This is a genomic window from Zobellia barbeyronii, from assembly GCF_018603515.1.
Classification (GTDB): domain Bacteria; phylum Bacteroidota; class Bacteroidia; order Flavobacteriales; family Flavobacteriaceae; genus Zobellia; species Zobellia barbeyronii.
In genome coordinates this window covers 894,876-906,283 of the sequence record NZ_JACATN010000003.1, presented here as the reverse complement: position 1 = coordinate 906,283, position 11,408 = coordinate 894,876, and the positions used below count along the sequence as shown (strand labels likewise).

The 11,408-nt window shown below is 37.4% G+C and carries 11 protein-coding genes and 2 tRNA genes; 11 read left to right on the top strand and 2 right to left on the bottom strand.

Annotated features, from left to right (window positions below):
* Positions 1-84: 84 nt before the first annotated feature.
* The gene (locus tag HW347_RS12400) at positions 85-1,227 is read right to left on the bottom strand and encodes an acyl-CoA dehydrogenase family protein (protein WP_214612118.1); all 1,143 of its coding nucleotides are present in this window, start codon (positions 1,225-1,227) and stop codon (positions 85-87) included.
* 274 nt (positions 1,228-1,501) lie between these two features.
* Here HW347_RS12400 and HW347_RS12395 point away from each other — a divergent pair, with 274 nt between their 5' ends.
* From HW347_RS12395 to HW347_RS12365, 7 genes are all read left to right on the top strand, one after another.
* Entirely contained in the window at positions 1,502-2,734 is a 1,233-nt protein-coding gene (locus HW347_RS12395) for a Glu/Leu/Phe/Val dehydrogenase dimerization domain-containing protein (protein WP_214612117.1), read from the top strand.
* 11 nt (positions 2,735-2,745) lie between these two features.
* The gene (nhaD, locus tag HW347_RS12390) at positions 2,746-4,083 is read left to right on the top strand and encodes a sodium:proton antiporter NhaD (RefSeq protein ID WP_214612116.1); all 1,338 of its coding nucleotides are present in this window, start codon (positions 2,746-2,748) and stop codon (positions 4,081-4,083) included.
* A 51-nt stretch (positions 4,084-4,134) separates the two neighbouring features.
* Entirely contained in the window at positions 4,135-4,827 is a 693-nt protein-coding gene (locus tag HW347_RS12385) for a MotA/TolQ/ExbB proton channel family protein (RefSeq protein ID WP_038235335.1), read from the top strand.
* Between the two features lie 10 nt (positions 4,828-4,837).
* On the top strand, positions 4,838-5,224 hold the full coding sequence (locus tag HW347_RS12380; RefSeq protein ID WP_155597740.1) for an ExbD/TolR family protein: 387 nt from the start codon (positions 4,838-4,840) through the stop codon (positions 5,222-5,224).
* Positions 5,224-6,165, top strand: coding sequence for an energy transducer TonB (locus tag HW347_RS12375; RefSeq protein ID WP_155597739.1), 942 nt, complete (start codon positions 5,224-5,226; stop codon positions 6,163-6,165). The genes HW347_RS12380 and HW347_RS12375 overlap by 1 nt, the downstream gene beginning before the upstream one ends.
* Positions 6,162-7,373 carry a bifunctional folylpolyglutamate synthase/dihydrofolate synthase gene (locus tag HW347_RS12370; RefSeq protein ID WP_214612115.1) on the top strand — a complete coding sequence of 404 codons (1,212 nt, stop codon included), beginning with the start codon at positions 6,162-6,164 and terminating at the stop codon, positions 7,371-7,373. The genes HW347_RS12375 and HW347_RS12370 overlap by 4 nt, the downstream gene beginning before the upstream one ends.
* A 58-nt stretch (positions 7,374-7,431) precedes the next feature.
* Positions 7,432-7,509, top strand: a tRNA-Val gene (locus HW347_RS12365).
* Between the two features lie 144 nt (positions 7,510-7,653).
* Here HW347_RS12365 and HW347_RS12360 read toward each other — a convergent pair.
* On the bottom strand, positions 7,654-9,024 hold the full coding sequence (locus tag HW347_RS12360; RefSeq protein ID WP_214612114.1) for a c-type cytochrome domain-containing protein: 1,371 nt from the start codon (positions 9,022-9,024) through the stop codon (positions 7,654-7,656).
* A gap of 431 nt (positions 9,025-9,455) precedes the next feature.
* Between HW347_RS12360 and HW347_RS12355 the strand changes: the two genes are divergently transcribed.
* The 4 genes from HW347_RS12355 to HW347_RS12340 all read left to right on the top strand — a co-directional run bounded on the left by HW347_RS12355 (position 9,456) and on the right by HW347_RS12340 (position 11,396).
* Positions 9,456-9,530 (top strand) — tRNA-Val (locus HW347_RS12355).
* 545 nt (positions 9,531-10,075) lie between these two features.
* Entirely contained in the window at positions 10,076-10,372 is a 297-nt protein-coding gene (locus tag HW347_RS12350) for a hypothetical protein (protein ID WP_214612113.1), read from the top strand.
* Positions 10,373-10,632: 260 nt separating this feature from the next.
* The gene (locus HW347_RS12345; protein ID WP_225901914.1) at positions 10,633-11,205 is read left to right on the top strand and encodes an RNA polymerase sigma factor; all 573 of its coding nucleotides are present in this window, start codon (positions 10,633-10,635) and stop codon (positions 11,203-11,205) included.
* Positions 11,206-11,210: 5 nt separating this feature from the next.
* Complete coding sequence (locus HW347_RS12340) at positions 11,211-11,396, top strand: hypothetical protein (RefSeq protein WP_155597736.1); 186 nt, start codon at positions 11,211-11,213, stop codon at positions 11,394-11,396.
* Positions 11,397-11,408: the final 12 nt, after the last annotated feature.

The window sequence follows — 11,408 nt, the reverse complement described above, 5'->3', positions numbered from 1 at the left end:
TGTTTTGAATGGTGTTGTGGCGTTTAGCCTTGATTTTGGCTAAAAACGTGATAAATTTAACGGGGGTGCGTCCCTTGTAGAATCTTAATCTTTTAAAATACTTCTTGAAATTACGATTTTTTGAATTTCAGAAGTCCCTTCATAGATCTGAGTTATTTTGGCATCTCTCATTAGCCGTTCTACGTGGTAATCCTTAACAAAACCGTTGCCTCCGTGAATTTGTACAGCTTCAATAGTAGTGTCCATTGCAACTTGCGAAGCATAAAGTTTAGCAATTGCACCAGATAAATCATAATTCATGCCCTGATCCTTTTCCCAGGCAGATTTATAAACTAAGTTACGTGCGGCTTCAATTTGCACGTGCATATCCGCAAGTTTAAAAGCTATGGCTTGGTGATTGGATATTTCTGTTCCAAAAGCTTTTCTTTGTTTGGAATATTTCAGAGCCATTTCATAAGCACCTGCCGCAATACCTAGAGCTTGGGCGGCAATACCTATTCGTCCACCGGCTAGGGTTTTCATGGCAAATTTAAAACCAAAGCCATCTTCGCCAATCCTATTTTCCTTAGGTACCTTAACATCATTAAAGTTAAGGGAGTGAGTGTCGCTTCCGCGGATGCCCAATTTATTTTCTTTAGGGCCTATTTCAAAACCTGGCATTCCTTTCTCTACGATAAGGGCATTAATACCTTTGTGTCCTTTTTCTCTATCCGTTTGGGCTATTACCAAATAGGTGCTAGCCGTACCGCCGTTTGTAATCCAGTTTTTGGTGCCATTTAAAATATAATGGTCTCCCTTGTCTATAGCAGTCGTTTTTTGTGAAGTAGCATCGCTGCCTGCTTCAGGTTCAGAAAGACAGAACGCGCCTATAACCTCTCCCGAAGCCAAAGGTGATAAGTATTTTTGCTTCTGTTCTTCATTTCCAAAGGATTCCAATCCCCAGCAAACTAATGAATTGTTTACGGAAACTACAACAGACGCAGATGCGTCAATTTTGGAGAGTTCTTCCATGGCAATAACATAAGATAGGGTGTCCATTCCGCTACCATTATATTTAGGGTCTGTCATAATTCCTAAAAAACCAAGCTCACCTAGCTTCTTGATTTGTTCAGTGGGGAACTTTTGAGCTTCGTCTCTTTCAATAACGCCGGGCAGCAATTCGTTTTGAGCAAAATCGCGCGCAGCCTGTCTAATCATTAAATGTTCTTCTGATAATGAGAATTCCATAATTTTTGTGTCTTTTTTTTGAGCTTCTACAAATATAAGCTTCTGGGATAAATTGGACACCTAGCATGGATGGCTATTTTTTTTAAAAATTAATCATTCATTAGCTGTCAAAAACTTTGTATCCCAAGCCAAATTTTTATATTTGTTGAATTGGTTTTTAAAATTGATTTAAACGCAAGATTATGACACAGCAGTAACGCCGTTTTGGCGTAGAGAAAGAGAAGTTTTCGGATGAGCAGAATTGGAGTCGTAATAGTATTTAAATCAATTAAAAATGAAAGAGTTATTAAAAGTATACGAGAATAAGGCACCTGAAATTGTCTTTAATTGGAAAGACAGTGAGACCGAAGCCGAAGGTTGGACGGTTATAAATTCCCTTAGAGGTGGAGCAGCAGGTGGTGGAACTAGAATGAGAGAAGGGTTAGATATGAATGAAGTGCTTTCTCTAGCAAAAACCATGGAGGTAAAGTTTACGGTTTCAGGTCCGCCAATAGGAGGAGCTAAATCGGGAATAAACTTCAATCCTAATGACCCAAGAAAAAAAGGAGTGCTTGAGCGCTGGTACCATGCGGTGTCTCCATTATTGAAAAGTTACTATGGTACAGGTGGTGATCTTAATGTAGATGAAATTCACGAAGTTATTCCTATTACGGAAGATGCAGGTGTTTGGCATCCACAAGAAGGAGTGTTTAACGGGCATTTTAAACCAACCGAAGCAGATAAAATAAACAGAATTGGACAATTGCGTCTTGGGGTAATCAAAGCTTTAGAGAATACAAATTATTCTCCTGAGGTCTCAAGAAAGTATACTGTTGCAGATATGATTACGGGTTATGGTGTTGCCGAGGCTGTAAAACACTATTACGATATTTACGGAGGTAGTGTTGTTGGTAAAAGAGCGGTAGTCCAAGGTTTTGGAAACGTAGGTAGTGCTGCGGCTTACTATTTAGCCCAAATGGGTGCAAAAGTAGTGGGCATTATTGATAGGGCCGGTGGCGTCATTAAAGAAGAGGGTTTCTCATTTGAGGAAATAAAAACCTTATTTCTGAACAAGGATGGAAACAATTTAATCGCAAAAGCGGGTGAAATGATTCCTTTTGAAGAAATAAATGACCGTATTTGGTCTTTGCAAACGGAAATATTCGCACCTTGTGCTGCATCTCGCTTGGTAACTAGAGATCAGATTAGCAGTTTGATCGATACAGGTCTGGAAGTTATTTCATGTGGGGCCAATGTGCCTTTCGCAGATAAAGAAATTTTCTTTGGATCTATAATGGAATATACGGATGGCAAGGTTAGCCTAATTCCAGATTTCATATCCAATTGTGGGATGGCCCGTGTTTTTGCTTACTTCATGGAAAAAAGAGTAGGTATTGATGATGAGCTTATCTTTAGCGACACTTCGGAGACCATCCGAAAAGCTATTTTGAACATATATAAACAAAACCCCTCGAAAGAGAACATCAGCCAAACGGCATTTGAAATTGCATTGAAACAACTAATATAAATAGAACGAGTATGGAGACCATTATTATCATTGTATTCCTCGCAGGTTATCTTGCGATTACCCTAGAGCATAACCTCAAAATAGATAAGCTGATTCCGGCTTTAGCCATGATGGCCATCCTTTGGGCTATTATTGCCCTTACCCATATGGATGTTTTCGAAGTCAATACCGAGCTCAGGGAGCTTGAACCCACCCATCTTGATGAAATTTTACTCCACCATTTAGGTAAAACCGCAGAAATACTAGTCTTTTTGCTGGGGGCGATGACCATTGTGGAAATCATTGATTATTTTGATGGTTTTGCAACTATTAAAGGGTTTATACGAACTAAAAGTAAGCGCAAACTTTTATGGTTATTTTCTATATTGGCCTTTATTCTTTCGGCTATAATTGACAACTTAACTGCTACTATCGTGTTGATTACGATATTACAAAAAGTGATAAAAGATAGGGATACACGTTTATGGTTTGCAGGTATGATTATCATTACCGCCAATGCTGGTGGTGCATGGTCGCCAATTGGTGATGTTACTACTACCATGTTATGGATAGCGAACAAAGTATCTGCACTACAATTGGTAGAGCACGTTCTTCTACCATCAATAGTTTGTATGGTGGTGCCAGTATTGATAGCAAGTAGATTTAAAGCTTTTACTGGTTCTCTTGATAATGATATAGAAACTGTAGAGGAGCCTAAATCTAAATATGGAGCAACAATGTTGTATTTGGGCTTGAGTGCTATTGTGTTTGTACCATTCTTTAAAACAGTTACTCATTTGCCACCTTACGTTGGTATGATGCTTTCTTTAGCGGTTGTTGCGACATTTGCTGAAATATATAGTAATTCAAAATTCAGTTTATCAAATGTTGAAGGCGAAGGTGACGATACAGTAGGTCATCACAGTCCGGTACACGCTTCATTATCTAAAATTGAACTTCCAAGTATTTTATTCTTCTTGGGTATATTATTAGCGGTTGCTGCTTTAGAGTCGTTGGGTATGCTGTTTCATTATGCAGAAGGTCTAAATGAAGCCATTCCTAATACAGACATTGTTGTTATGTTATTTGGTATTGGCTCTGCTGTTATTGACAACGTTCCTTTAGTTGCGGCTAGTTTAGGAATGTTCTCAGAACCATTAGATAATCCATTGTGGCACTTCATTGCATATTCAGCTGGTACAGGTGGTAGTATGTTGATTATTGGGTCTGCCGCAGGGGTAGTAGCTATGGGTATGGAGAAGATAGATTTCTTCTGGTATTTTAAGAATATAGCATGGTTGGCATTGATCGGTTTTGTTTCAGGAGCGATTACTTTTATTTTATTAAGAGATTTTGTGTTGAACGCATAATTTAATCGACAAAATACCGTTATAGAGGCAACTCTAATACCTAAGAATTCTATGATGTTATTTCAAGATATGGCTCAAGATCCTGCAGCTGCGGATGTTATGTCAGAAGAGAAGACACTTTCTGTTATCGATTTGATATTCAATGGCGGTACAGGAAGTGTACTTATTATATCAGTACTTTTTATCATGCTGTTTGTGGCTCTCTATATTTACTTTGAGCGCATATTCGCTATTAAGGCGGCATCCAAGATAGATAGTAATTTCATGAACCAGATTCGTGATTATGTAACCAATGGTAATTTGGACGCGGCAAAATTGCTTTGTGCGCAGACAGATTCACCAGTAGCGAGATTGACAGAAAAAGGGGTTTCAAGAATAGGAAAGCCTTTAGATGACATTAATACCGCTATTGAAAATGCAGGAACCTTAGAGGTTTATAAATTGGAGAAGAACGTAAGCATTTTGGCAACTGTTGCCGGTGCTGCACCAATGATTGGGTTTTTAGGAACTGTAATCGGTATGATATTAGCATTTCACGAAATGGCAACCAGTGGTGGTCAAGCTGAAATGGGCTCATTGGCATCTGGTATTTATACGGCAATGACAACTACCGTTGCTGGATTAATTGTAGGTATCATCGCTTATATTGGATATAACCACTTGGTGAACAGAACCGATAAGGTGGTACATAAAATGGAGGCTAACGCCGTAGATTTCCTAGACTTGTTGAACGAACCTCTATAATTCGCGAGACATGAAATTAAAAGGAAGAAACAAGGTTAGTCCGGATTTTAGCATGTCTTCAATGACAGATATAGTATTTCTGCTATTGATATTTTTCATGCTTACTGCAAACTCTCCAAATGCTTTGGATTTATTATTACCTAAAGCAAAAGGGAAGTCTACGAACACTCAAAACGTATCTGTAAGTATAGATAAGAACTTACAGTACTACGTCAACAACGAGAAGATAAACGGAGAATACATAGAAATTGAACTTAAAAAGGCACTAGAAGGGCAAGATAAACCCACTATTATTTTAAGGGCAGAAGAAAGCGTTGCTATTAAAGAAGCGGTTAACGTTATGGATATTGCCAATAGAAATAGTTATAAGGTAATCTTGGCTGTGCGACCCAATTAATGTCATTCCTAGACACGAGACACAAAAAAAAATCATTTACACTTACTACATTTCTACTAAGTGTACTCTTGCTTGTATTGTTCTATATAGGCCTTACCTATATGGACCCACCTATCGAAAACGGAATTTCCGTTAATTTTGGTACAACCGAATTTGGTAGTGGAAAAGTACAGCCTAAAGAGAAGATTCGTTCAGAACCTTTGGATACACCACCTGTTGAACCTTCAAAACAAGAAGAAGTTGTAGAAGAGATAGAGGAGGTTGCAGAAGATGTACCTGAGGAAGTCGTAGCTAAAGAAGCTCCGGCGGAAAAGGTATTGACGCAAGAGAACGAAGAATCCATAAAAATTAAAAAAGCAGAGGAAGCCAAGAAGAAGGCAGAGGATGCTCAGAAGGCTGCTAAGAAAAAAGCGGAGGACGCCCAGAAAAAAGCAAAAGCCGAAGCTGCTAAAAAAGCCCAAGAGAAAAAAGCTGCAGAAGATAAAGCCCGTAAAGAGCAGGAAGCCAAAAAGAAAAAGCTTGATGCCCTTATTGGTGGCATCAGTAAATCTGATGGCAATGCTTCAGGCAGTGAAGGTGACGATAACAGAGCAGGTGATAAAGGACAGCAAGATGGTGATCCTTACGCAACTAGTTATTATGGTAGCCCAGGTTCTGGTAGCGGAACAGGTGGTTATGGACTGAACGGCCGTTCTTTGGTTGGTAAAGGTCAGGTAAAACAACAATGTAATCAAGAAGGTAGAGTAGTGGTGAAAATCATTGTGGACCGGAACGGTAACGTTGTAAGTGCTACACCAGGGGTTAAAGGAACTACCAATAATAGCCCTTGCTTATTAGATCCAGCAAAGAAAACAGCTATGAAGCACAAGTGGAACTTGGATTCTAATGCGCCAAGTCAACAAGTCGGTTTTGTGGTGGTTAATTTTAAGCTAGGAGAGTGACCTATAAGGAGACTTTAGATTGGATGTTTACGCAACTTCCAATGTATCAGCAAAAAGGAAAGCAAGCCTATAATGCGAAACTTGATGGTATTCGAAACTTCGCAAATCATTTAGATAATCCGGAAAATAAATTCAAAAGCATTCATGTTGGTGGAACCAACGGAAAAGGTTCTAGCAGTCATATGCTGGCATCCATTCTTCAAGAAGCTGGCTACAAAGTAGGTTTATATACTTCACCTCATCTAAAAGATTTTAGAGAGCGCATTCGCATAAATGGCAAATGTGTAGGAGAAAACTTCGTGATTGAATTTATAGCGAACAATCAATCTTTTTTTGAAAATCATCATCTATCCTTTTTTGAGATGACCGTTGGCATGGCCTTCGATTATTTTGCAAAGGAAAAGGTTGATATAGCCATAGTAGAGGTTGGTTTAGGAGGAAGGTTGGATTCTACCAATATTATAACGCCAGAAGTAAGCCTTATTACTAATATAGGTTTTGATCATGTAGATATGTTAGGAGATACGTTACCTAAGATAGCTTTTGAGAAAGCCGGAATTATTAAAGAAGGTGTTCCTGTGGTGGTAAGCGAGTTTCAGACTGAGACCGCAGAAACTTTTCAGGATGTTACTCAATCAAAAAATGCAAAACTTATTTATGCCGAACAAGAAATTGATGAGGTATATACAACCTCACTATTAGGCGCGTATCAAGAAAAGAATGTAAAAGGAGTAATGGCCGTTATAGAACAGCTCAGTGGTTTTTCCATAACCCATGATCAATTACGTTCTGGACTTCTTAAAGTGGTTCAAAACACAGGTCTAATGGGAAGGTGGCAGCAACTAAAGACTGCCCCAATGGTTATTTGTGATACCGCACATAACAAAGAAGGTCTTTCTATTGTGATAAATCAGGTGACCCAACAGAAATTTAAAAAATTATTTATAGTCCTAGGTTTTGTAAAAGGCAAAGACCTAAATACCATATTACCATTGTTTCCGAAAGACGCAGAATACTACTTTACATCTCCGGAAATTTCTCGCGGATTAGAGGTTAATGAGTTGGTAGACAGGGCGGAAGAATTTGATTTGGTTGGCAAAAGCTTTACAGCTGTTAGGGCTGCTTATAGCGCGGCTTTGGCAGATGCGGGACCTGAGGATTTCATCTTTATTGGAGGTAGTACGTTCACTGTTTCAGAAGTTATTTAATTTTTTTTCTTTTTTCTTTTGAGAACTAAAAAAGAGTCTTATATTTGCACACCTTTTGGGGCAATTAGCTCAGTTGGTTCAGAGCACCTCGTTTACACCGAGGGGGTCGGGGGTTCGAATCCCTCATTGCCCACCAGAATCCTCAAGCATGAAAATGTTTGAGGATTTTTTCATTTTAGGTCATTTCTAGTCTGGTGATATCAATACTAATGTTTATTAAAAAAAATCCCATCTAATTCAATTAGATGGGATTTTTTAGTTTCAAAGGTTACGTAATTATCTATCCTTTTCCAATTACAATTTTCAGCTTCTCGTTGTTCTCTTGTATGTTTTTGGCTGTTTTGGCACTTACACCTGTTTGCCATAGATAAACTCGTTTAAGACTGCTTATTTTCTCTATATGAGGTAGGCAGGCATCAGTTACTTTGGTGCCATATAAATTAAGTGCTTCTAAGTGCTTTAATCCGGATAGATGTGCTACTCCTTTATCCGTTATTTCTGTTTTTTCTAATTGTAGACGGGTAAGATTAGAAAATTGTGAGACACTAGAAAGCCATTCATCTGTAATATTACTATTAGCAAGAGATAGCCAAGTAATGTATTCTTTTACCTTTTCAAGTTCAGATAGTTTCTCCTTGGTTAAATCGGAGCCAGAGTATTTGATGTCTAATAAAGAGTTATCAGGCCCTAGAGTTTTAACTTCAAACCCTTTTTGAACCAGGTTTGATAGTTGTGTACTGTCTAATTTTTTAAGTTGTACGGTTTCGTACCAAGCTTTGGGGTTGGTGTCAATGCCGTAACGTCTAAGTAAAACTGGCTTTATATTTTCAGTAACTTCTAAACTGGTAAGGGAGCCTTCAAAAGGAGCTCCTTGTTCAATCCACCATTCTACGGTTTTTATTTCATCGTAGGTGAGGGCATTGTTTGTGGGTGGCATGAATTTTACGTTCTTCGGTGGAAGCGTAATCCTTCTAAACAGCTCGCTCTCTTGCGTATTTCCTGCTGCAATAACATTTTCGCTTTCGCCACCCATTCTTAAAGAATCTGGATGACTCATATTAAGTCCTCCTCTTTTTATTTCATCGTTATGGCAGCCTACACATTTTGCTTGAAAAATTGGCGCAACCAAATTAGCATACACCTGAACGGAATCTGGGTTGGCAAACTTCGGAAGCGCATTTTTGTCTTCCGTACCACCTAATAGTTTTTGAATAGGAGCAGGTGCGTATTCCGTAAGATAAGTTTCGCCGTGTGTTAAATTTCCGCCTTTATGTCCTTCAATAAAAAGCATGGCCAATAAAAGTATATTGAAACCGTGTTGTAGTTTAACAGGAAAAGCTTTGGGCGTACTTTTTAGATACCATCCTATAAAAGCAACAACGACCAAAGCTATGCCAAGCCACCGGTGAGAAAATAAGTATTCTTCTTCGTATAAGCCTGTTTCGCCCAAGAACCAACCGGTAGCAGCAGCTCCCGCAGCACTTAATGCTCCTAGTAACCAGGCTATAGGAATCAATTTGCTTTTAACCTTTACTTTTTTGAAGCTTTCGTACCATTCTAATGCAATAGCTAGAAAGAGAAAGCCAATTGGCATGTGTACAAAGAGGGGGTGAAAACGACCTATAAATGTTGTGAATTCTAGTGCAATCATAATTATTGGTTCTAATCTTTTCGTTTCAGTTGGTGAAAAATCGATTTTAAATAATTTCTTTCTTCAATAGTGAGTCGCAGGAGTTATACGATTAGCTTTTTGTAAAATTATCTAGTAATCTTTATATGAGATTTAGTAAATCTAATGCGATTGGTGCAAAATACATATTCCTGATGTTAGCAATAGGGTAACAAATGGTCAAAATATGCATTGTTCAGTTTTTGTGCATTTAATTAATTGGTGAATTTTTTAGAATAAACTGTTAGTGCAACTGTGAATCAAATAGTTTTAGAAGATTTCTTTAGTTGGGTTAGCTTGATAAGGTATTGATCATAAGTGCTAAACGATTTAGAAATGGATTGTTGGCATGAAGTCGCTCAATTAATGTTTTCTTAATCCGAAATTAATTTTACCTTTGACCTTCTATTTTAGGGTCATTAGCTCAGTTGGTTTAGAGCGCTGCCTTGACAGGGCAGAGGTCACTGGTTCGAATCCAGTATGTCCCACATTAGTTTTCTTTCTTGTTGTTTCTATGATTCGCACTTTGTCTTCACAAAAATCATATTTTTCGGTTTTAGCAGCCTTTTGGGCTTAAAACTCTTTCTTTTTAGTGGATAATTGAATATTTAGGCCTGTTTAAGTGACTTTTTGGCTTAAGTGGTTTCTTATTAAATGTATAACCCATTAATTACTAAGTGTGTTTAATCCATTTATTCTGCTTTTAGTTATTAGTTTAATCATCTTCCTGGTCATAGTGTTATTTGTAATACCATCTGTTTTAACATCTAAAAAATATATTACGGAAGGTAAGAGTTCTTCACGACGGCGAAGAAAGGTTAAATTGAGAAAAAATATAAAAGAACGATTAGAGTAATATTTATCTAGTCTAACATTCTTATTTATTCTCTCTTCCGTTTATCCCACTTCAAGAGTAGTCCTTATTTTTGATTGATTTTCTAAATTTTATTTATCGTATTTGTAGAAGTACATTATTTGATGTGACTTTTTAATAAATGTTGGGTCTTATTATATAGACTAACTAAATTACTATATGATGAATGATCTTGTATTTGTTTTTTTCAGTATAAGTATTGCCATATTCCTATTGGGTATGGTAGTAATGTTACCTAATATCCTTTTTTCGCCAAATGCTGTTACTAAGGATATAAAGCCAATAGGTTTTGCAGATGATTCTGTGATAAATGAAGCAAAGTCTTTGGGAGTTGCTGATAAGGCTGCAGCTAAGGAGAAAAAATCTTTAAGTCTTGCGAATGAAAAGGCACGGCAAAAAAGAATGGAAAAGATAGAAAAAACCTATCGTAGAAGACATGAAAAATTGAATGTTTAATTTTATTTCAAATTAAGAGTCGGCTTTTAGTATCTTTTTAATGTTAAGGCAAATGCCTTTCCTAGACGTTCTTTGAAATATGTAGCAAACATGTATTTTGGTCAACAAGAAGTCCCGCTAATTACTTTTTAACTTTGAGGGTGGTTCTTGATGGTATATTTTTACCTTTGCATGTCTTTGATAAGTCTGTTAAGATTCACGAAAAGATTTTTCATCTATTTATGAGTCGCAATTAAGTAACAAGCAACCTATACCAAATATTGGAAACAGAAGTAGTACCGGAGTCAATGTCGGATGAAGAGCTCGTGCGAAAAATAGCTAGGCACAATAATGCCATGCTATTTGCCGTGCTTTACGATAGGTATGCTCAAAGGGTGTATAATAAATGTTACAGTTTTTCCAATTCACAAGCGGAAGCTCAAGACCTGACGCAAGATGTTTTTTTGATGCTTTTTGTAAAACTGTCAAGTTTTAAAGGAAAATCAAAATTCTCTACATGGGTATACGCATTCACATATAATTTTTGTGTGAATTATGTAAACAGGAATAAGCAGAGGCTGATGAGCGATAAATCGGATTCTATTTCCGAATCTACAAAGCCTATGGCGGTTGTGGATGATGATGCGGAAATAGCCAATATGCGTTCGGAAAAACTTAAAAAAGCCTTGGAATTAATTGATCCCGAGGACAAAAAAATATTGCTTTTAAAATATCAAGACGATATATCGATAAAAGAACTGACCTCAATTTTAGATGTTGGTGAAAGTGCCGTAAAAATGCGGCTGAAACGAGCTAAGTCACGTATAGTGGAAGCTTATAATAAAATACCATAACGTCTATGGAAAAGAAAAACCCATTTAAGGAAATGGAAGACTCGCTACATGAGGTTCCTCCCCATTTGAAAAAGAAAGTTATGGATGATATAGCTTCGGCTAAACTTGTTATGGACATGGCTAACTTGTTCACATGTAACTATAAGTCTGCAATAGAAGATATTTTCAAAACTAACCCCGACATTATTTAACGCTTAACATCT

What these genes read in the sequence shown, in the direction of transcription:
- HW347_RS12400 (WP_214612118.1), bottom strand. Translation starts at nt 1,227, where the DNA reads ATGGAATTCTCATTATCAGAAGAACATTTAATGATTAGACAGGCTGCG.
- HW347_RS12395 (WP_214612117.1), top strand. Translation starts at nt 1,502, where the DNA reads ATGAAAGAGTTATTAAAAGTATACGAGAATAAGGCACCTGAAATTGTC.
- nhaD (WP_214612116.1), top strand. Translation starts at nt 2,746, where the DNA reads ATGGAGACCATTATTATCATTGTATTCCTCGCAGGTTATCTTGCGATT.
- HW347_RS12385 (WP_038235335.1), top strand. Translation starts at nt 4,135, where the DNA reads ATGATGTTATTTCAAGATATGGCTCAAGATCCTGCAGCTGCGGATGTT.
- HW347_RS12380 (WP_155597740.1), top strand. Translation starts at nt 4,838, where the DNA reads ATGAAATTAAAAGGAAGAAACAAGGTTAGTCCGGATTTTAGCATGTCT.
- HW347_RS12375 (WP_155597739.1), top strand. Translation starts at nt 5,224, where the DNA reads ATGTCATTCCTAGACACGAGACACAAAAAAAAATCATTTACACTTACT.
- HW347_RS12360 (WP_214612114.1), bottom strand. Translation starts at nt 9,024, where the DNA reads ATGATTGCACTAGAATTCACAACATTTATAGGTCGTTTTCACCCCCTC.
- HW347_RS12350 (WP_214612113.1), top strand. Translation starts at nt 10,076, where the DNA reads ATGATGAATGATCTTGTATTTGTTTTTTTCAGTATAAGTATTGCCATA.
- HW347_RS12340 (WP_155597736.1), top strand. Translation starts at nt 11,211, where the DNA reads ATGGAAAAGAAAAACCCATTTAAGGAAATGGAAGACTCGCTACATGAG.